At 36.2% G+C, this 20803-nt stretch carries 17 protein-coding genes and 1 pseudogene; 10 read left to right on the top strand and 8 right to left on the bottom strand.

What is annotated here, in order from left to right:
• Positions 1–532: 532 nt before the first annotated feature.
• From BW942_RS16325 to BW942_RS16295, 6 genes are all read left to right on the top strand, one after another.
• Positions 533–1708 (top strand): acyl-CoA dehydrogenase family protein, encoded by a 1176-nt coding sequence (locus BW942_RS16325; protein ID WP_000348045.1) that lies wholly within the window; start codon positions 533–535, stop codon positions 1706–1708.
• Positions 1709–1728: 20 nt separating this feature from the next.
• The gene (locus tag BW942_RS16320; protein WP_000995968.1) at positions 1729–2769 is read left to right on the top strand and encodes a phosphotransferase family protein; all 1041 of its coding nucleotides are present in this window, start codon (positions 1729–1731) and stop codon (positions 2767–2769) included.
• Positions 2759–3154, top strand: coding sequence for a DUF6285 domain-containing protein (locus BW942_RS16315; RefSeq protein ID WP_001153017.1), 396 nt, complete (start codon positions 2759–2761; stop codon positions 3152–3154). Before BW942_RS16320 ends, BW942_RS16315 begins: the two co-directional genes overlap by 11 nt.
• A gap of 4 nt (positions 3155–3158) precedes the next feature.
• Positions 3159–3893, top strand: a complete 735-nt coding sequence (locus BW942_RS16310) for a histidine phosphatase family protein (RefSeq protein WP_000022300.1) — start codon at positions 3159–3161, stop codon at positions 3891–3893.
• A 673-nt stretch (positions 3894–4566) separates the two neighbouring features.
• Positions 4567–5103: a DUF1564 domain-containing protein gene (locus BW942_RS16300; protein ID WP_000512007.1), complete on the top strand. Its 537-nt coding sequence runs from the start codon at positions 4567–4569 to the stop codon at positions 5101–5103.
• A 707-nt stretch (positions 5104–5810) separates the two neighbouring features.
• A complete protein-coding gene (locus BW942_RS16295; RefSeq protein WP_000186016.1) occupies positions 5811–7949 on the top strand; it encodes a sensor histidine kinase in 2139 nt (712 codons plus the stop codon).
• A 3-nt stretch (positions 7950–7952) separates the two neighbouring features.
• On the opposite strand, the pseudogene BW942_RS16290 reads toward BW942_RS16295, so the two are convergent.
• Both BW942_RS16290 and BW942_RS16285 read right to left on the bottom strand, forming a co-directional pair.
• Positions 7953–8627: pseudogene (locus tag BW942_RS16290) on the bottom strand (glutathione S-transferase family protein).
• 798 nt (positions 8628–9425) lie between these two features.
• Complete coding sequence (locus BW942_RS16285) at positions 9426–10001, bottom strand: PaaI family thioesterase (protein ID WP_000379289.1); 576 nt, start codon at positions 9999–10001, stop codon at positions 9426–9428.
• 287 nt (positions 10002–10288) lie between these two features.
• Here BW942_RS16285 and BW942_RS16280 point away from each other — a divergent pair, with 287 nt between their 5' ends.
• Entirely contained in the window at positions 10289–11320 is a 1032-nt protein-coding gene (locus BW942_RS16280; protein ID WP_002067912.1) for a zinc-binding dehydrogenase, read from the top strand.
• A gap of 315 nt (positions 11321–11635) precedes the next feature.
• Here the strand turns inward: BW942_RS16280 and BW942_RS16275 are convergent, their stop codons facing one another.
• The 6 genes from BW942_RS16275 to BW942_RS16250 all read right to left on the bottom strand — a co-directional run bounded on the left by BW942_RS16275 (position 11636) and on the right by BW942_RS16250 (position 16913).
• Positions 11636–12349 carry a hypothetical protein gene (locus BW942_RS16275; RefSeq protein ID WP_000009079.1) on the bottom strand — a complete coding sequence of 238 codons (714 nt, stop codon included), beginning with the start codon at positions 12347–12349 and terminating at the stop codon, positions 11636–11638.
• Positions 12316–12714 carry a zinc ribbon domain-containing protein gene (locus tag BW942_RS16270; protein WP_000371377.1) on the bottom strand — a complete coding sequence of 133 codons (399 nt, stop codon included), beginning with the start codon at positions 12712–12714 and terminating at the stop codon, positions 12316–12318. The genes BW942_RS16275 and BW942_RS16270 overlap by 34 nt, the downstream gene beginning before the upstream one ends.
• Complete coding sequence (locus tag BW942_RS16265) at positions 12714–13313, bottom strand: cytochrome c-type biogenesis protein (protein WP_000706226.1); 600 nt, start codon at positions 13311–13313, stop codon at positions 12714–12716. Before BW942_RS16265 ends, BW942_RS16270 begins: the two co-directional genes overlap by 1 nt.
• Positions 13310–15499: a heme lyase CcmF/NrfE family subunit gene (locus tag BW942_RS16260; protein ID WP_000997635.1), complete on the bottom strand. Its 2190-nt coding sequence runs from the start codon at positions 15497–15499 to the stop codon at positions 13310–13312. Before BW942_RS16260 ends, BW942_RS16265 begins: the two co-directional genes overlap by 4 nt.
• Positions 15500–15521: 22 nt before the next feature.
• Positions 15522–15917, bottom strand: a complete 396-nt coding sequence (locus BW942_RS16255) for a cytochrome c maturation protein CcmE domain-containing protein (RefSeq protein ID WP_001021982.1) — start codon at positions 15915–15917, stop codon at positions 15522–15524.
• 225 nt (positions 15918–16142) lie between these two features.
• Positions 16143–16913, bottom strand: coding sequence for a YdcF family protein (locus tag BW942_RS16250; protein ID WP_002084071.1), 771 nt, complete (start codon positions 16911–16913; stop codon positions 16143–16145).
• Here BW942_RS16250 and BW942_RS21125 point away from each other — a divergent pair.
• From BW942_RS21125 to BW942_RS16240, 3 genes are all read left to right on the top strand, one after another.
• Positions 16876–17064 carry a hypothetical protein gene (locus BW942_RS21125; protein ID WP_001982010.1) on the top strand — a complete coding sequence of 63 codons (189 nt, stop codon included), beginning with the start codon at positions 16876–16878 and terminating at the stop codon, positions 17062–17064. The two genes, BW942_RS16250 and BW942_RS21125, sit on opposite strands and share 38 nt — an antisense overlap.
• Before the next feature lie 1065 nt (positions 17065–18129).
• Complete coding sequence (locus BW942_RS16245) at positions 18130–18414, top strand: LIC10816 family protein (RefSeq protein WP_000991776.1); 285 nt, start codon at positions 18130–18132, stop codon at positions 18412–18414.
• Positions 18415–19138: 724 nt separating this feature from the next.
• On the top strand, positions 19139–19789 hold the full coding sequence (locus BW942_RS16240; RefSeq protein ID WP_001081287.1) for a DsbA family protein: 651 nt from the start codon (positions 19139–19141) through the stop codon (positions 19787–19789).
• The last annotated feature ends 1014 nt before the right edge of the window (positions 19790–20803 follow it).

Below are 20803 nucleotides of genomic sequence, written 5' to 3'. Positions count from 1 at the left end.
TATATAGTTGTGAGTAACGCGAGTTCCAATGCGAAAATGATTAGTTTAGTAGAGCGCTCTTTTTAAACTTAGAGTCTCGTTCCTTGAACTCGATAAAACGCTTCCTAAATGCCGATTCTTAAAAATGCATTTGTTGAGTTTTCCGAGACGTTCGACGGATCGCGTTCTATAACAAATTGTCTTTATAAAAAGACTTTATTTTTAATCGAACCCTCAATTTGTTGATCGGAGTTAAAAACGCGATTCGGTAACGCCGAAGATTCGCTCCTATTTTCTTGCGCAGAAGTTACATTATTGAAGTGTAAACTATTGGATTGATACTTTATTATGTAGTTCTGAGTAGTATTTCTATTTTTATAGTTGTGAGTTGATCTGTTTAGTTTCTATACTTTTTCATCTTGAAGTGATTGATAAATCTATTTATTTTTATTCTTCTTACTTGACCTTTTGGATCGTTTAAAATTAAGTTTTCGAACGCATTCTAAAAATATAATTTTCTGTTAAGTGATCACTTTCGGTAGAAGGAGAAAATATGGATTTTACAATTCCTCAGGAAGTTGAAGAAATCAAAAAAAGAGTTCGGGACTTTGTTGATAATTTTGCGATTCCTGCTGAAATTCACTATGATTACGATCACGGTAGGATGCCCGAAAAGATCACGGAGGAACTTAGAAAAAAAGTTAAGGATCTCGGACTTTGGACTCCCCATCTTCCAAAATCGGAAGGAGGACTTGGTCTAGATATGGTCGGAACCGCGATCATCTTTTCTGAGTTAGGTCGTTCTCCGATCGCTCCTTATCTTTGTAATTGTGATGCTCCCGATGAAGGAAATATGCATCTTCTTCATATCGCCGCAAACAAAGATCAAAAAGAAAAATTTTATTATCCGCTCGTTCAAGGAAAGATTCGTTCTGCTTTTGCCATGACGGAACCTCCTCCCGGTGCGGGAGCTGATCCTCAAACTTTAACTACTAATGCGGTTAAACAAGGAGATGAATACGTGATCAACGGACATAAATGGTTTTGCACCGGCGCCAACGGCGCGGATTTTCTGATCGTGATGTCTAAGGTCTCAGATTCTTTTCGAAGAACTACTCTATTTTTGGTACCTACAAATACTCCCGGTTATACGATGGTGAGAGAAATTGGTGTGATGGGTTCTCACGGTCCGGGCGGTCACTGCGAATTAAAGTTTGAAAACGTTCGAGTTTCGGAATCTTCTATTTTGGGAAAAGTAGGCGAGGGATTTAAATGGTCTCAAGAACGTCTAGGGCCGGCTCGCCTAACACATTGTATGCGATGGATCGGTCTTGCAAGAAGATCTATGGAAGTAGCTAGGGAATACGCCCTCAAAAGAGAAGTTTTTGGTCAACGGATTGCAGATCATCAGGGAATTCAATGGATGTTCGCCGAATCCGCTGTTGAAATCGAGTCCGGTTATATGCTTACTTTGAAAGCGGCTCATACTTTGAGGGCGGGAGAGGACGCGAGACAAATCATATCGATGGCAAAATGGCAAGTTTCGGAAACTCTTTGTAAGGTGATCGATCGTGCGATCCAAATTTGTGGTTCTCATGGCTATGGAAGAGACATGAAATTGGAACTATTTTATAGGGATGCGAGAGCCGCAAGAATTGCGGATGGTCCGAGCGAAGTTCATAAGATGGTAATCGGAAGAAATCTGATCAGCGGCAAAAGTGATTTTTAATATTATAATTCGAGAATATTATGAACGATGCAGAATTAAAAAAGACTCTGGAAAATTATCTTTCCGAAAGACTAAAAGGTAAAACCGAGATTCATTCTATGGTTTCTTTAAGCGGTGGGGCCTGCCAGGAAAATTTTTCCGCTCAAGTTCAAGTACTGGAAGGACCTGAAAAAGGTTCTTATGATACCGTGTTTAGAACGGATAAGGGTGCGTCTCTTTTGGCTTCTTTAAGTCGGGAAAATGAATTTAGAGTTTGCGAATTCGCGTACAATTCGGGAGTGAATACTCCTAGGCCTTTTTGGCTTGAAACCGATCTAAAAATTACCGGAAGTCCTTTTTATTTTATGCAGAAAATTTCCGGGAAAGCAACAGGAAGGTATATTGTTAAAGATCCTTCTTTGAATCGTATTAGAAAACAGTTAGCAGTTGATTTGGCTGAAAATCTTGCAAAAATTCATTCTTTAAAACCGAAAGATTGTAACAATCAAACGTTACGCAAAACACTCTGGATGGGCCAAGATCCGAATGATAAAATAATAGCTAACGGTTCGATTTATTCTCTACGTTTAGAATTGGAAAAAATGCCGGAAGTTTATCCTGCTATGGAAATGATTTTGAACTGGTTGGAGAAAAAAGCAAAACCTTCGGATGATGTCGTATTAATACACGGTGATTTTAGGACCGGCAACTTTATGGTAACTCCGGACGGACTACAAGGGATAGTGGATTGGGAGTTTGCACATTGGGGAGATCGTCACGAAGACTTGACCTGGCTTTGTATGAGGGATTGGAGATTTGGGAAATTGAATAAAGAGGCGGGCGGTTTTGCAGATCGAAATGAATTTTATGAAATCTATGAAAAAGTTTCGGGTGTAAAACTGGATCCGTTTATGATTACTTATTGGGAAGTGATGGGAAATCTTAGATGGGCGATTGGATGTATCGGACAAGCGGAAAGACATCTTTCTGGAAAGGACAAAGGGATTGAACTTGCGGCCATCGGAAGAAGGGCTTGCGAGATGGAATACGAAGCGATGAGGATCATAGAAAATGCAGGATAAACCTACGTCTACCGATTTAATAGAATCAATTCAGGATTTTCTAATGAAGGAAGTTCTTCCTCAGTTTAAGGATAAAGATCTTCTTTCCTATAAAACATTAGTAAGTTGGAATATGTTAGGAGTTGTATCTAGGGAAATTCGTTCTGGGGAGGAATTGTTGGATCGAGAGCTGGATCGTTTAGCTAAACTTTTAAACAAAGATTTTTCTTTACCATCTACCCTAGACGAAAAGAAAAAATTAGTTAATGTTTGGAACGTAGAACTCAGAGATAAAATCCGTAAAGAGAAACTTTCAGTAGAAGATTCTATCTATTGGAATCACGTTAGAGAAACCGTTATAGAAAAAGTAGAAATTACGAATCCTAGATTCAACACGGAAAGTTAGTTGCATGTCTATCATTCATCTGATCCGGCATGGCCAGGCAAATTCCCAAGGTGAAAACTACGACCTTTTGACTTCGCTTGGAAAGAATCAATCGTTTGCGCTTGGAAAATACATGGCGCATAACGGAGAACTTCCAGATCGAATTGTTACCGGAACTTTGAGAAGACATTTGGAGACTGCGGACTGGTTTATGAAAGGTGTGATTTCTGAAGTAGGAGATTTGGAAAAATACAGAACGGATTCTTTCGTTTGCAGAGATTCAGGTTGGAACGAATTTTCACCCGAACTTTGGAGTTCTTTGGCCAAATTACTTGTGTCGGATAGGCCTGATTTTGCTAGAATCCTTTCACAATTCTACAAGGTTAAGTCCAGAGGTGGAATCCGATCGGCTGCTTTGTTCTATAAATTGACGGAAGAAATTCTCAAATTTTGGAAGGAAAAAGCGATAGTGACGGATAGTGTAGAAACATACAAAAATTTTGAAACTAGAATATTTGATTCTTATAATGTTTGGTTTTCTTCAGGAGAACAAGAGAGAAGCTTTATATTTACTTCGGGAACTCCAATTTCTCTGGTTTTAAATCATACCTTATGTCAAAAAGAAAATCCTTTTTCCTGGATGCCTTGGATCTGGAATACTTCCGTCAGCACGTTTCGAAAAGTGAAGGGTAAATATCTTCCTATTTCGGTTAATGGAGTGCCTCATCTCACAGAAAAAATGAGTCGAACCTTATTTTAGAATTTTTTAAAACTCTTAAATATAAAAATTTACTTAACTCTATTGAAAATCTTAGATATCACTTTATGTTGCTAAATATTTGTAATCTCTATAAAATCCACAAAAAATGATTTTCTAATTAAATTTTATCGCCTAATCTTTGTTTTGCTATACTAGGATTACAAAATAAAAAGTTTTCTTTATAAAAATTGTTTATTGGATGATAGAGTGTGCAGAACTCTAAGCGTAATAAAGTGCTGTTTTCATAATTTATGATAAACTTATATGGGATTTGTGGTTAATGATTTGGGTTTGATATAACCAATGTGAAAGTGGTTTATGTTGCGACTATGGAAGTAATGTTGAGTTTTTTGTTCGCCTAGATTTTTCTTACTCACTTCATTTTGAGTTTGTCCCAAAATCTCACAATGTGGGAACTACCACGAAAATTTAACAAGATTAGAACTGCTCGAAAGTTCGTAAATTGCCCAATGCGATCTAATTTGTAGGAACTACTGCATTTTATTAAAAATTTTAAAGAATTATCTGGTAAAGTTTTTTGAAGTTTTGGTACAAGCTCTTTATAAAAATTCCTTTGGAAACATATGCTTTGCTCCTCAGAAATTTTTTTGGATGAGCGATTTTTTTGATTCAAATTTGAGCCGTCTTACTCTTGTCGAGAACTGTAGTGGGTATGGGCATTTTATTACTCAACTCTGATCATGAAATTAGTTCCGCACTTCAAAAAAATCGTTCTGAAACGGTGACTCTTTTAATTCCGGAAGATACTTGGCTTCTTTTTTCTGAAAAAGACGTGAGGCTACTTACGAAAAGGATCCCTACACTTTTGAAAGTTTATGCGAAATATCTTTCTTCGTCGGAACGTCTCGGTAAAAAAGCGGATAGAACTTTGTATCAACCCAGTCCGGGTAAATTAAAAATGAAACGAATCAGCGTTCGTGTTCCTTCTGCAAGTTGGACTCTTTTGGGAACATTGGCTCAGGCTCACGGTGTATCGAAATGTTATCTTTTTAATTATCTTTTAAAGTTGGAAGCCCTCGGAGTCGGTAATTCTATCTTGAATACGGTTCGGGCGGGAGTTCCCACGTTTCACTGGTCCTACAGTTATATCCTGCACCTAGATCTGTCAAACAACCAAGTCACTCGAAAACTACACTGTGAACCAGAATCCTATTTCTACGCATTAGACTTAGAGTGGTATTCTACATAAAATCACTGTTTGGCGGCTATCATCAAAATTAAAACTCATTTTCATGAAGTCGCAAATTTCGAACTGGATCGACGCAGTTGAATACGATTTTTCATATGAACTATCATAGATCGTTGGGAATTCTGTTTCTAAGCAGTAATTTATGCGCAAATTCAAAGTGAACTTACTATGCAATTTTCAGTAAGATTCGTCTATAGTAGCTTCCACACGTTGAACACATAAAATAGACTTATTGATAACTGCTATGTTATATAGTAGAATGCTCAAAATTTTACTTCTGAGAGTTTATTTTTATTAAACATATTATAATATATTTAAGAATCTTTAAATAAGATTTTTGCGAAAGCCGTATCTGCTATTCATGAAACGGTTTGATACTGCTGTTTTCATGAAAAAACGGCAGAGGATAAATTTTAAAATAACTCAAAATTATAAAAAATCTTTGAATTCAAAATGAACAAATTAGAATCGAATTTTTATAAAAGGTCTGAGTTTTAAAAAAAAATCGTTTTGGGAATGGTTCTGGCTTTGCAACTGGAATTGATAAGGATTTGAGTTTAACTATAAGTTAAAAAAATGCTCAAAATAGAAAAAGGTTTTTTGTAAGTATTATATAAACTGTTTTTGTTTTGAGAATCTTTGAAGCTAGAAAAAGATCGACGAAATCGGCGCTTAACTCTTAAGCTGTCGTCGTCCCTGGACAATCGATGACAAACGTAAAAAACCATTCAAGATTTTCCGCTTATTATTTGGGACAATGGATATTTGGAATTGGTACAATTTTAGTGATTGTATCCTTTTTTGGTAATTATTATTACAAAGAAAAAAATATAGACAGGCTCATCGATAATATCCACTGGACTGTTTCTTATCTTTGTGCGGCGGCTTTAGCCTGGCTGGGTTGTTTTTCGGTTGAGGCGGCCGGAATTTACCGTTTTCGGTTTTGGTTTGCACTTGGTCTTACTGCAAACGCGCTTGGACAATTATCTTGGGCGATTCAAGTTTATTTTAATTATTACATGACCCCAACCCCGAGCGATTTTCTTTTTCCGTGGGTCGCTCCTTGTTTTATCATAGGATACTCTATTATAGTTATTGAATGCGATCGAAATAAAATCAGAGTGGCGGCATTAGACGCTCTTGGTCTTATTACAGCAGTTCTCACATTTTCACTCGCGTTGTATCTTCCTCAAAGAGAAGGGGTTGGAATTGCGCAACTTCTTCCGTTGATCAATCATCCGGTTTCTTTTTTGACTGCTGCCGCTTTGGGAATTTTACTGATTCCCGTTCTAAGATTGCAACCAAATAAGTCTTGGTTGTCGTTTATAGTTGGCATGGGAGGAAGTGGTTTTTGTTGGTTGTTATGGAATGCGTTGTTTATCGTTGAAATTCCTCCCGACGGGACCGTTCTCAATGCTGGTTTTTCTATTTCAACTTTAATCTTGGGATATGGAGTTTGGACCTGGGAACCTAAATTGAATGATCATCCGATTTGGGGAAGAAGATTTGAAGCGGCGCTTCGTCTATTACCATTATTTGAAGTGGTTGCGAGTTCGGTTACGATCGTATTAGCAGGAACTCTTAGCGGTTTACCGGAAGGGGTTCGAATCGTTGCATGGACTGGAACTACGATTGTGGTTCTAATTGCGAGTGTGAGACAAACCTTACTCGTTAAGGAGATGACTGATGCGGAACAGGAAATCCGTTTAGTCAATGAAGGGCTCGAAGAGATAGTCGCTAAACGGACCGAAGAGCTTAGAACTGTAAATCAATATCTTATTTCTAAAAATGAACAAGTGATTAGAGCAATCGCAAACTTGAAAAACGCACAGAAACAACTCGTTCGTTCTGAAAAGATGGCTGTGCTTGGACAATTGGTTGCGGGAATTGCACACGAACTAAATACTCCGTTAGGCGCCATTGTTTCTTCTAATGAAGCCATTCAGTTGGTATTGTCCAACTCTTGGGAAGGTCTGCTTAGGAATTATTCTGATTTTACCGAAGATGAAAAAGTAATTTGGAAAAAACTTTTTTCAAAAGGAATTACTCTCAGAGAGTTTTACGATACGAGAGAAGAGAGAACTAAAAGAAAAAAAATAGCAATTTTGTTAAACGACTTCGGATTTTCCGAAGCGACTCGTCTTGCGGATATTCTTACCGATCTGGGGATTCATCCAGATTATGTATTAGAAAATTTTAAATATTTAAGTCAAAAAGAAAGATTACTTCTGATCGCGCAAAATGCTTTATCTCTTTCAGGTCTTGCCAGAGCGAGTTTTACAATTGAAAAAGCTGCTGAAAAAGCTTCTTTAGTAATACAAGCCCTAAAGGAATATGCGTATAGAGATCGTAGTGAAACTGCTATGAGTCCTGTAGATGTACGAAAGCAATTGGAAACCGTACTGACTCTTTATTATTCTAAATACAAAACTCAAGTAGAGATTGTTCGTGAAATGCCGGAAACTTCCTACGTTCAGGGGAATGCGGAATCTCTTACACAAGTATGGACAAATCTGATCGGAAACGCTCTTTATTCGATGGGATATAAAGGGAAAATTGAAATCTCTTGTAAAAGAGTTTCTACTACTTGGGAAGTAGCAATTAAGGATAGTGGGGCAGGAATCGAAGAATCGATCAAAGATAGAATTTTCGAACCCTTTTTTACTACAAAACCTTCCGGTGCGGGAACGGGTTTAGGTTTGGACATCTGTAGAAGAATCATAGAAGATCATAATGGCAAAATCTATTTTGAAACTTCTAAAGAAGGAACTACATTTTTTGTGATCCTCCCCGCCTCGGAACCGGTTTTGCAAAAACTCGAAACTCAAATCAGTAAAAATCAGTAAATTCTATTTTATTAATATAGATTGACCTTTCTTTTTGATTTCTTCTGCGTCTTTTTTATGATCTACTTTATTTGGTATATCTTTGCCCTTAATAAAGGCAGGGCGTTTTTCTAGTTCATCGTTCCAACGTTTTAAGTTAGGAAATTCGTCCAGACTGATTTCCACCCAATCATGTATATTGACCTAAGGCCAGGTAGCAATGTCTGCGATTGACAAATCCTTGCCGCCTAAGAATTTACTATCACTTAGTCTTCTATCTAAAACGGAGTATAATCGTTTAGTTTCGTTTTGGTATCTATTGATCGCGAAAGGAATTTTCTCGGGTGCGTATTTAAGAAATACTCCGGCTTGTCCTTGCATTGGGCCGACTCCTCCCATTTGAAACATAAGCCATTGAATTACGGTACTTTTTTCTTTTGGATCTTTAGGCAAAAGTTTTCCGGTTTTTTCCGCGAGATAAATCAGAATTGCTCCAGATTCAAATACTGTAAAGTCCTCGTTGTCTTTGTCTATGATTGCAGGGATTCTTCCGTTTGGGTTGATTTTAAGGAACCATTCTTGTTTTTGTTCCAGTTTATCTAAATTGATTGGGTGAACCGTATAAGGAATTCCTAATTCTTCTAACATAATAGAAATTTTTCTTCCGTTGGGTGTAGACGCCGAATATAATTCGATCAATGTTTTTCTCCTATTTGTGGAATGTTTATTTAGAAGTTAGACTTTGGTTTTAGAAAAAATGCAGTTTTTAAGTAGAATCTAAAAAAAAATATTTGAATCAAGTAAGTTTTTGAACATTCAAATCCATTATGAGAATTTTTATATTTGAGAATAGTTTGGAATGATACGAGAATTTTTTTGAGTTCTACTCACTTGCTACTCGGACGTATAAAAATAATACCAAGTATTAACGGCCGAATTGCGAAAAAAATACCGTAAATTCGGTATTTTAGAGTAGAAACAAAACATTCAAATTTTTGAAACAATCTAACTCAAATATTCTATTTGTCTGAGTAGTAAAAATTCTCCCAAATTGATTATAACTTGGAATTGTTTTTACATTAGAGTTGTTGAAAAATTAATTCTTGATTTGTTTCTGTTGAATTGAAATGGACAATTGAAGCAATTTTGCGAATCTTCATTATGAAATTTTTCAACAACTCTATTCTAATTTTTAGAAAAACCTTATAATACTACTTTTGAGTAGTCGATTGAAGTTCAGGGCTAAAATTTATATTTTAGAATTCTTGAATATATTAAAAATGTTTGTGTCTACTAGGTGATTTAAAAAAAACGAATTGAAAATGTATCTAAAAAACTCAATAAAAACCAGAAGAATTGACTTGGGTTCTTGAAGGCCAACTCGGTAAAAAAGTTTTCTACGAATTTTACTAAACTTGGTTTGAAATCTACAAGTTCTTTTTATCGACTTTGATTCTTTCTGTACTGGATCTGAAATTTTTAATTTCGGAATGAGATTTAAGAATTTACCTTTTGAAGTTTAAGACGTTTTCTAATTTCTTTACCTCGTTTTTGATTTACTTCTAAAACTTGTAGAAGTGTATCAATCGGAAAGACGGTTCCTTGAAACATTCTTCTCATTGTTCTTTCTGACATATCATACCAACGCGCTTTAGAAGAAACTAAAAGTTCACCTGATTTGGAAAGATGAATCGTGGCCTTAGTATAAAGTCTTCTTCTTCTCACCATAGTAACCCAACAACGTACTTCAACCTCTTCGTTCAGCGGAACCGCTTTGTGATAACGCATATAAAGTTGATCTGTCATAACAAAATGGCCGAGATGAAAACAAAGAACTCCTTGAGCTTCGTCGAGTAGAGTCGCTAGAACTCCTCCGTGTGCATAACCGGGAGCACCTTCAAAAGCCTTTTCGATTTTAAACGGAAAACGAACTTCGCCGCTTTCTTCGTGAAATGGAAAACTGGCGTGAATCCCTTTCGGATTTTCGGGGCCACAGCCGAAACAATTTTTATGATGCCAATCTTGTCCGTTTTGACTAGCTTTGATTTCCCGGTAGATCGTTTCCGTATCCATATTTTCCTCCGGTGGCTATCGATCGAGTCGTTTCATTTTAGAATCCGTTCCAAAAATATCATTTTCAACTTGTAATTTATTTCTTTGAAGTTTTGGGACTCTACTTCCATGAAAAATTTGACACTTACGGATTCAAGTTCGAAACCTGTTGCTCAAAAGTCTTTTCTCAATTCGTTTTTATAAAATCTTTTGAAGAGATACTAATTTTTAAAACAAATCGTCTTGACCACACTATAGATGGTCTTAATCTAACTCGGTTTTGATATAAAAAATTGGGGATAATGGGAATGAAAGCTGCGGTTTTAGAATCCGGTAAAAAAATTTTAGAGATCAGAGATGTTTCCGTTCCACAACTTAGGGCTGAACAAGTAAAGGTAAGAATTAAGGCTTGTGGTATTTGTGGTTCAGACGTACATCTCGTGGTTCATGGAACTCTCAAATGTAAACATTTTCCCAGAGTTCCAGGACATGAGTCATCGGGAATTATCGAAGAAGTAGGCGAGAACGTTAGACGATTCCGTAAAGGAGATCGAGTGGTCATCGCGGCCGGAACTTCATGTGGAGTTTGTTCTTATTGTAAAGAAGGAAAAGAAAATCTATGTAAAGATTTAGGTGTGTTTGGTTTTGATCGAGATGGAAGTTTTGCAGAATTTAATATAGTAGAAGAACGTTATTTGTATTCTCTTCCAGATGAGATTCCATTTGATCAAGGAGCGATTCTTGCAGATGCTGTATCTACTCCTTATCACGCTATTCGTTACAGAGGGAATATTCAGGAAAGTGATACAGTAGCTATTTTTGGTTGTGGGGGGCTTGGAATCCATGCGGTGGCGATTGCAAGGGCGATGACAAAAGGTAAGGTGATTGCATTGGATGTGGATTCGGGAGCTTTAGAAAACGCTACCAAATATGGAGCTGATGAAGTGGTTAACTTGAAAGAAGTTCGAAATTCGGGCAAGGTTCTAAAGGAAGTATCGAAAGGTGTAGATCTACTTGCCGACTTTTCGGGTTATATGTCTAACGTAGAAGATTCAATACGAGCGATGAACCCGGGAGGTAGAATTGTACTTGTAGGTATTGGAAGACAGCCCTTGAAATTTCAGATTCCTTTTATATTAATTGAAAAAATGATTTCTGTTTCTGGTTCTTATGGATCCGATCGTAGAGCGATTCCTGAATTGATTGAACTTTATCTAAAAGGAAAAATCAATCTTTCTCATTCGATTACTTCTCATCATCCATTAGAAGAATTGAATGAATGCCTTGAGGCCTTGGATCAGAGAAAAGGAAATCCGATTCGGTTTATTGTTGAACCTTAAATAACGTGAATTCAACATAAAGAATCTATGATTCATGATTCTGAAAAAAGTTGGAATCTGAACTTTACAGATTGATTCTTTAAATGTGGGAACCCTCACAATTGATAAAATAGAAGATTATAACAATTGAATCTGTCGTATTCAAGTGTGGGAACTACCACAAAACTTAGGTTTGTCTATAAAATGATGTGGGAACTTTTACAAATCACGACTTTACGAACAAATTCTAAAATTGTAGGAACTACTACATTTTATTAAAAATTTCTAAAGAATGATGGCATAAAATTCTTTGAGGTTTTGGAACAAGTTCTTATACTAATATTCAAAACGTAGAATGGATTTGGCTGGAGTTACGACCTGAAAAAAAATCTTATTCTGGGAATTTTTAAATAAAGTATCTTTAGGAAAACGCACTAAAAAACGATAAATGTGCTCTGTCTCTGTAGTAACGTCTGAATCATAAACAAAGGTGCCTGAAGAATAAACTCCAGGTGGAGCTGTATAAAAAGGATAGCCGAAGGTTCCGTAAACAGGAAGAGCCGAAAAACGATAGTTACGAACTTTAGCAGTAAAAGACTGAACGTAATAATTCCAAATCTTGTCGGCGGAAACATCATTTAAGTAAAATTGAAAATCCAAAAACTCCGGAAGAACTCTTGTTTCCGGAACGATCTGAAAAAGGATATAAATTCCTTCCGAACCGTTGAGCGAATCAGCTTCTTTCCAACGTTCGATCCTGTCCTTTGGAATTCTAGAAGCCAGTTCGTTTTTAAGATCTTTTCTAATTTCCACAAGATCTTCTTTTTCAATTTTGGAGGCGGAAACGTAAAAGCCGGCTCCGTAAAAAGGAAGTTCAGAAAGGCGATTTGGCTCACCTTGAAGTTTAAGGTTTTTTCCCGAACAGTATATTAAAAAAAAAGTATATATAAATATACTAAAATAATAGAATATTTTAAAAAAGGTTATCTGGGGCGTTTTAAAGAAAAAAGTCGCTTTCAGATTAACAATTTGGTTCCGCAGGAAGGACAAAACTTGGCTCCATAGAAAGCTATTTTAAAACCACATTCGTGACAAAATTTGGGAATAGTTTCGGACGAGTTTGCCGGTTTTGGAATATTCTGGGTGGCGGATCTGATTTTTTCGTCGAAGTCTTCTAAGTCCTTAACGATTCCAGAAGAGATGGAATGGAATTCTGACTCAGTGAGTTTGCCAGTATCAAATTCGATTTTTATATCTCTTAGGTTTTCTAAAATTACTTCTCTCCGATTGATCAGTTCCGACTTTTCGGATTCAATATCGGATGTTTTAGAGTGCTCTACAAATCGGATCAATAAAAAGGGAGAAAGAACGATTCCTAGTAAAATGCCATAAAACGGAATGAGTAAAGGGTCCATTATTTTTGTTTTTCCTGTATTTCGGAAAGATATTTCTGAAAAGAATCTTCTACTTGTTTGACTGAATTCTCAGATGCTTGAGTTCGTTTTAAAGAACCCGGATGTTTTCGTTTCATATAAAGATAGATGAGTATGATTCCTAAAAAACCTGCGAGAGCAAGACTCAAGTTGATCCAAGTAGAATCTGGGGTTGCCAGAATATTCTCTCCAAAACCGAATACTACCGAGTTTGCCATTCCGGTATTACCCGCTTCTACAAATTTTTGAATTATCGGATCGGAGAGAGCTTCTTCCCCAAAACCATGAACCATTTTGTCTACGATTACGTCCGCAGTTTCCCCTTTTTGAATCCGGTTTTCTATAAAAAGTTTCAATTTGGCCGAAACGGTACAATTGTTAAACGAACAACTTTTGATAGTAATCGAAGGGATGCAGATACATCTGATTTTAGAAGTGACTTCGTGAAAAGTTCGGATCTGATCGGGTTCCGTTAAGTTGGTGAACGTGGAATCCGCAGACAAAGACATAAATGAGCCGTTCAAAATGAATACGCTCCAGAAGGTAAATAAAATTAGAATATTATGAAATACTATTTTCATGATCTGGATTCTCCGATCGGGAGAAGAATTAATAGCCCCGAAAAGAAAAATAACAATGAACCCACCCAAATAAATTTTACCAGAGGGTTTACCCAGACTTCTAAGTTGGCTACGAGTTGTCTTGGAAATCGATTGAAGTTTTCCAATTTACGAACTGGCTGATTCTCATTTGTAAAAAGATAATTCATAAAAAGTATAGGAAGGTCTGGATTTTCATCGGAAAGATCGGAATGTTCGATAGCCCCGAGTTGAATGTATAAGTCTTCTTTAGGAGTGGAAGAAATTGCGGGTTCGCTTGTAGGGATATGAGTTTCAAAGTCTCCGCTTAAGTGAGAGATTTGTGGATAAAATCTTCTTTCTGTAACCATTGTAGAAAATTCTTTTAGATTCCGTTTTACTTGAAAGGTTGCTTCGTGAGAAACGATCACGTTTTGAATGTTGAGTCCGTTCTTTGCGTCTCCGTTGACGAGAGGTTTGATCTTCAGAGTGTTTGCCGAGATCTGATAGTTTCCGAGAACTCCCGTATCCTGACTCGAATAGACGATTTCGTTTTTTTCGGGTGCGTTCAAGAAGTAGAAAAACTTAATGGATGTGTTTTGTTTAAACGCGTTCCCTGCATAACCTATAAAAAGTATCACCATCGCCAAGTGAACTAGGTAACCTCCGTATCTTCTTTTATTTTTTAAAAGCATCCTAAATCCGGAAAAAAAATAATTCTCGTTTGGATACGCAGTTTTTCTGGCGATGATCCCTCTATGATATTCCTGTACAATTCCGGCAGTCGTAAAAATTCCGAGACCAACCGCGATCACTGAATAAATTTCCCCTAATACGTCGCCTAAACTGTATTCGCTAATCGTAAAGTTTTTAGTATAAAATAAAATGTACATTCCAGCTCCTGCAATTCCGACTAACAACGGTTTGAGGAGGGTCGAGAAAAAAATTTTGTCCGCGCTTTTTCTCCAAGCGAGAAGTGGTGCCGAACCCATCAAAAGGATCAAAAGGATTCCCACTGGAACTCCCCAAGAGTTGAACCAAGGAGCTTTAAATTCTCTTCCATAAAGAAGAGGAGAAAAAACTCCTAAAAGAATCGCAAGAGTAGCGATTACAAGTAGGAAGTTATTAAAAAGAAAACTGCCTTCTTTAGAGGTCATTGCCTCCAGATTGCGCTCGGGTTTTAGAGAATTTCTGCGGTAGATTAAAAATCCTAAAAAGAAGAAAAAACTAATTCCGATGTAGATGATGAACGGGGTGCCGATTGTGGACTTGGAAAAACTATGAGGACCTTCGAGTACTCCACTTCGGGTGATCCAAGTTCCTAATAAACAAAAATGAAAAGCGAGTATGATCAAAAGCATATTCCAAAACTTTAACATACCTCTTCTTTCTTGGATGATCATAGAATGAAGAAATGCAGTGGATAAAAGCCAGGGCATAAGAGAAGCGTTTTCTACGGGATCCCAGGCCCAGTAACCTCCCCAACCTAATTCTTCGTAAGCCCATTTGGAACCGAGTAGAATTCCGGTTCCTAAAAAAAACCAAGAAAAGATAGTCCACCTTCTAACAAAACGAAACCAATTTTCGGAAAGATGTCCTGTGATTAAAGCCGAGGCTGCAATTGCAAAAGGAATCGCAAAACTTACGTAACCCACATAAAGAATCGGAGGATGGATGACCATGGCCCAGTGTTGTAAAAGAGGATTTAATCCTCTGCCGGCAACTGCCGCCGGTTGAAATTCTCGAAATGGTTGGGCATCCGGATAAAATACAGCAAGATAAGAAAAAAAAGCAGATATGACGGCTAACGTTAAATTTAAGACAGGAATTCTATCTTGGGTTAGATCCTTTGTTTGCCAAAGAACGATGAATGTAAAAAGTGAAAGTAAAAGATTCCAAAAAAGTAAGGAACCGGAGGAACCGGACCAAATTCCGGTAAGTCTATAAAATAAAGGTAAGTGTTCGTTGGAATGCATTACCACATAGTAATTAGAAAGATCGGTTCTGAAAAGTTGAACGAGTAAGACGATAAAAGCTAAAAGGATGATGGCGGAATTTGCCATCAAAGTATATCTACCGAGTTCGATTACCTGTTTGTCTTGTTTCCAAATTCCGTAAGAAGTTTGTACGATCGAAAATATAAGGATCGCAAAAGACGTTATGATGCAAAGAGCGCCGAAATCATTCATATTAAAAAGTTATAATCCTTTTTTACTTATTTTCTTCTGAATAATCGGCTTCGTATTTGGAAGCACATTTTGCTTCCACGTGGTCGGAAACGAGCACTCCATCCTTCATATAGCCGTCTACTCGAGCACGCGTGCCTTCTTTAAATGCGTCCGGGAGTAGGGTTTCTCCGGTAAAAAAAACGGGGATTTGTTTATCGTTAAATTCTAAGATGAATTTTGCTGTTTTACCTTCTCGAGTTACAGATCCTAATTTTACAAAACCTCTGACTCTTAAAAGATCGTTTTCGTATTTAGAGGGAGAGGCGACGAGTTCTGAGGCGTCGAGTAGGGTATAAGAGGTTTCCTTAGAAGAGAAATAAGCTATGGAGCCGAGGGATAATAGGATGATCCCAGAGAGTACCGTAAATTTTATATTCATCGTTGAAGTTCCGACTGTTTTCGTTTTAGACCATAAAATCAGAACGGATGGGCGGAGAAAAGTGTAAATCCCCCGTTATGGATCTTAGTTCACGGGAATCATCTGTTCCGGAGATTCGTTTTTTGATCCATGTGGGAACTCTCACAAATTGAGATTTTACAGATGAACTTTTCAAATGTGGGAACTCTCGCAAATCGAGATTTTTTGCGCCAAATCTAAGTTAGGTTATAAATTTCGGATTTTATGAACCAAAATACCGATCCATTCCTTAATAGAAATTGTAGAATTTTCAAGACAACCTGTGGAGGGAAAGAAATTATCCAAGGTTAAAACTGATTTTTGGGAACGAAAATCGGTAGGGAAGGGGATGATCGTGATTCCATTTTCCTGAAAGATTTCGACGGACCTTTTCATATGAAAAGAAGAAGTCACTAAAATCACCGAATTCCAACCGTGTTCTTTTAGAAGTCCTACGGCAAAACTTTTGTTTTCGGCGGTATTTCTACTTTTGGATTCTAAGATCAAAGAGGAATCTGGTATTCCCATTTGTTTTAGAAATCTGCCCGCCGGTTCGGATTCCGGCACTGTTTGATAAAAAAGATTTCCGGAACCTCCGGAGAATAGAATTTTAGGAGCTTTCTTGGCTCTGTAAAGTCGTACCGTTTCGGTAAGCCTTTCTGCGCTGTTGAAAAGATCGACCGGTTCGTCGTGAATGCTTAACGTTGAAACCATTCCGCCTAACACAAGTATGACGTCTGCTTTTGGAAGTTGTTCCAGAGAAACTGGAGGATAATACATTTCTAAAGATTGAATCAGTTTTTGGGAAACCGTACTTGTGGATAAGATCCAAAGAAACAAAACTGGAAGCCAAACGGAAAATTTTTCTTTCCATTTTTTGAGTTTTGCACCCATAAACAAAAGAATCAAAAGAACCAAGGGCAGAGGGAATAAGATCAGAGTGGCGAGTTTTGAAATAGAGAATAAGATTGTGGACAAATTCATTTCTTCTCCTTATTGTAAGAATAAAAAATTACCTAAAAATATGTCTTCAAAATTAAACAGGTCTTGGAATTTTTTCATTATCATTTCAAGAGTAAAGTCCTGTTTGGTTTATACGAAAATTGGAATCTTGTTTTGGATTTTATAAAGTTCCTTCTTTAACGCGAATCGGCGTAGGAAAATTAGGCGAATCCAGCTGTCACGGGCCGGTGCCCTCATTAGTTCTGGTCAATAAATTAATTGCATGCAGGAAACATAATATAATATATCGTCTTTAGTTATAATTTAGAACGCGACCTGCAAAGCGACCATTGAGTTCAAACGCAATCCGGAAAACATAGCGAACCTCTCTAAAGATCGGCATTTAGGAAGCGTTTTATTGAGTTCAAAGAAGATAGACGCTTGAGTTTCACAAAAATGTGGGAACTATTACGAAAATTTAATGAGATTAGAACTACTCAAAAGTTCGCAAATTGCTAAATACGACCTGCAGAGCGACCATAGAAGCGATACATTGAGTTTCACAAAAATGTGGGAACTACTGCATTTGATTAAAAATTTCCAAAGGATTCAATTATAGAGTAAAATTCTTTGAGGTTTTGGGACAATCTAAGTTTCATTCCAGGATTCTTTTATTTTTGCTGGGGATTGTACAGACACTGGACTTGAGAACTTGGCTAACTCAGAAACTATAGAATCAGGGCGCCCAGAATTTTGGCCGAACTGAATTTGTCTCCAAAATTTACAGAACCTTATTATAAGTAAATAATGGAATATTGCAAAAGCGTAGAAGTTCTAATAGAACGTATATTTAGGATTTATGGCTTATAGAATGAAATTTCACAATGGGATAACACATAACAAGGTTTCGTAGTAAAAAGCGATAAAAATAAATAAGCTATAAATAAATAAAGTATTTCTAATATAATTTTTGCACTGAAGAAAGATGTAAGGCAGTTACATTTAAAAAATATAAATTATTATTTTATGATATTTAAATGTTAAAATTCAAAGTATCGTTTGGAGGCAATTTAAATCGAACTTTGTTAGTTTTAAAAAGAAATATAATTAACGATTTGGAAGGTATGGAATTATACCAAAACGGTTAATGTTAATTGGAACGATCAATATATAATGTATAAAATAAAAACGAAAATAAAGATTATTTTTAAAACAACTAAAGTCTAACTAGATGAAATAAGGAGGGTTCACAATGAATGCAATCACGATTTTTGCGCTTGCGTTGTTGGCAGTTCCTGTTTTTGCCCGTTTTGCTCGGGTGACAAAAGAAGCGATGGGTAGGTATCACCTGATCGGCTTGGGAGGTTTGTTTTTGATTTTGGGCGAAGCAACCCGAATGACCGCTGACAAAATTTCTCCAATTGCCACACTTCTACCTGTAATTGACATTGTCACTGTGGTATTAGCATATGCGGGGGTTCTCTTCGGGACACTGTGGTTATCAGTGTATTATATAAAACACCCGAATGAAATTTGAAAATTCTTAAACAAGAGTAAAAAAAGGGCGGGTTTAACCCGCCTTTTTTATGAATGGATCATATTTTTTTGATTCAATTGTTACGAAGACAAATACTACGTTGTTTTAAAAACTGGAATATAGAATTTTTCTTAAAAACCATAAATTTCGAAATAATCGAATTGAGTAAACCATTTTGAAGTAACAAAATAAAATATAACGCCTAACTAAAAATTTCAGAATTCATACGAAATTTAATCATACCAATTTTTATATAATTGAAAGTCGATAATTTTTATCGCAACGTTCTGTTTCAGTTTAAAAGATTCAGTACTTTTTTAAATAGTAATAAATAAGAACTGATTCAAAAGATCATAAACGAAATGGATCTTAGATCATATCATCAGTGTTAAATAGAATTGTTGAAAAATTAATTCTCCATCTGTTTCTATTTTATGGAAACGGGCAATTGAAGCAGTTTTGTTAATCGGAACTAGGGAATTTTTCAACAACTCTAATAAAGAAACGTCCAAATTTTTTAGATTTTTATTTGAATTTGTAATCTAAAATAATATGCAAATTTACTTTTATAGATAGAAATCATACCGAAATTAGATTTGGACTTTGAACGTAGTGTATTAAAAATGACTTATACTAAAATATTTTTTGTATCTTCAAAAGCAAAAGGTTAAAATACGATCAATGTAAGAGTATAATTTCATTCTTACGGAAATAATCAAATAAAATGAACCGAAACGAACCGATTCGACATTCTATTCTTTATGTAACCGACCCTCTTTGTCCTTGGTGTTATGGTTTTGGTTCTGTTATGAAAAGGATAAAGGAAAAATACGAAAATAAAATACGGTTTTCTCTTGTGTTAGGTGGCTTACGTTTTGAAGAAAGTGCGGAACTATTAACGCCAGAGTTGGCGAGAGTCTTAAAACACGAATGGAAAGACGCGGAATTTACTACAAAACAATCTTTTTCGTTGGGGTTTTTAGAAAAAATAAATTTTAGATACGATTCCTTTCTTGCTTGTAAAGCGGTAATCAGTGTTCAAAAAATAAAACCGGAAATCGCATTCGAATATTTGAATGCAATTTCTAAATCTTTTTATTTCGAAAATCAAGATCCAACTTCCTTTGAAACTTTTGTAAAACAATCTGAAAAGTTTGGAATTACTGTTCAAGAATTTCAAACCGTATTTGAAGATACGGATACGGATCTGGAAACCAGAAACGACTTCTACTATGGTTTTTCTCTGGGAGTAAGTGTATTTCCCAGTCTTGTATTTTCGGATGGAATTGAAAATGGAATTTTGACGAGAGGTTATTGCACATTTGAACAAGTAGATTTCATTCTCAAGGAATACTTTAGAGCGGCTGGAATTTAAAGGTTTTATCTTTCAAAGATTCTATTTTTTGAAGTTCGCTGTAATCTATAAGATTACTCAGAACTAAATAATTGTAATACCGAATATTTTACACTCTAACGTCGCTTTGTAATAAAAAATCACGGTACTTAAATTTATAGAGTTCAGTAAAAATTTTTGTGGAAAAGTTGAGGCTGTCAATTCGGGATCAGGAATTTGCTTTTATAAATATTTGTCTTGAAGTTTAAAAATTGTAGGAATACTTTTCCTTCTCTTATACTGGCTTCCTTTTAAATAACGTGAATTCCGGGATCAAGGAATTCATGTTTAAAAAAATATTTTTTACAAAAAACACAATAGAGTTTTTGAAAAATTTCATAGTGGCGATCAACAAAATTGCTTCAATCGACCATTTCTATAAAACAGATGAAGAATTCATTTTTTAGAACTCTATTGTAGGAATTCCCGTGCAGAATCCCATCAAAGGCAGAAAGCAAAGTCCGGAAAACCATACATCTGCTTAAAAAAGCAAAATGATAAGACGAAACCTTCATTAGAATTGGATCCAAAAAGAAAGACCGGTAACCTGAAGTTAGCCGGTGTTTGAGTTTGAAAAATTACTAAACCTTTTTTGGAATAGAGGATTGATTGGAATAAGGATCGTATGTTAGGAGCTTCACCGTTTAAAATTTGTTCCGAAGAGAAGCTACGAGCCTTGTCCAAAACCTCAAAAAATTTTACACGATAATTCTTTAGAAATTTTTAATAAAATGCAGTAGTTCCTACAAATTAAATCGCATTTGGCAATTTGTGACTTTCGAGTAGTTCTAATGTCGTTAAATTTTCGTAGTAGTTCCCATATTAGACGGTTTTGGAATAAGCTCTAATTAACGTGAGTTTGGTATAACAAATGCGAAAGCGATTATTATGCTGCGATCCGTAGAGAAGCAGCATTGAGTTCAAGAAACTCAGCAAAACGCTTTCCTATGGGTCGCGTTAGAAAACTCAGCAAAACGCTTTCCTATGGGTCGCGTT

It is taken from the genome of Leptospira interrogans (assembly GCF_900156205.1).
Classification (GTDB): domain Bacteria; phylum Spirochaetota; class Leptospiria; order Leptospirales; family Leptospiraceae; genus Leptospira; species Leptospira interrogans.
This window is presented reverse-complemented; position numbering and strand designations above follow the sequence as displayed.

Excerpts from the sequence above, each read along its gene's own strand:
- BW942_RS16325 (WP_000348045.1), top strand. The coding sequence starts at position 533 with ATGGATTTTACAATTCCTCAGGAAGTTGAAGAAATCAAAAAAAGAGTT.
- BW942_RS16320 (WP_000995968.1), top strand. The coding sequence starts at position 1,729 with ATGAACGATGCAGAATTAAAAAAGACTCTGGAAAATTATCTTTCCGAA.
- BW942_RS16315 (WP_001153017.1), top strand. The coding sequence starts at position 2,759 with ATGCAGGATAAACCTACGTCTACCGATTTAATAGAATCAATTCAGGAT.
- BW942_RS16310 (WP_000022300.1), top strand. The coding sequence starts at position 3,159 with ATGTCTATCATTCATCTGATCCGGCATGGCCAGGCAAATTCCCAAGGT.
- BW942_RS16300 (WP_000512007.1), top strand. The coding sequence starts at position 4,567 with ATGGGCATTTTATTACTCAACTCTGATCATGAAATTAGTTCCGCACTT.
- BW942_RS16295 (WP_000186016.1), top strand. The coding sequence starts at position 5,811 with ATGACAAACGTAAAAAACCATTCAAGATTTTCCGCTTATTATTTGGGA.
- BW942_RS16285 (WP_000379289.1), bottom strand. The coding sequence starts at position 10,001 with ATGGATACGGAAACGATCTACCGGGAAATCAAAGCTAGTCAAAACGGA.
- BW942_RS16280 (WP_002067912.1), top strand. The coding sequence starts at position 10,289 with ATGAAAGCTGCGGTTTTAGAATCCGGTAAAAAAATTTTAGAGATCAGA.
- BW942_RS16270 (WP_000371377.1), bottom strand. The coding sequence starts at position 12,714 with ATGGACCCTTTACTCATTCCGTTTTATGGCATTTTACTAGGAATCGTT.
- BW942_RS16265 (WP_000706226.1), bottom strand. The coding sequence starts at position 13,313 with ATGAAAATAGTATTTCATAATATTCTAATTTTATTTACCTTCTGGAGC.
- BW942_RS16260 (WP_000997635.1), bottom strand. The coding sequence starts at position 15,499 with ATGAATGATTTCGGCGCTCTTTGCATCATAACGTCTTTTGCGATCCTT.
- BW942_RS16255 (WP_001021982.1), bottom strand. The coding sequence starts at position 15,917 with ATGAATATAAAATTTACGGTACTCTCTGGGATCATCCTATTATCCCTC.
- BW942_RS16245 (WP_000991776.1), top strand. The coding sequence starts at position 18,130 with ATGAATGCAATCACGATTTTTGCGCTTGCGTTGTTGGCAGTTCCTGTT.
- BW942_RS16240 (WP_001081287.1), top strand. The coding sequence starts at position 19,139 with ATGAACCGAAACGAACCGATTCGACATTCTATTCTTTATGTAACCGAC.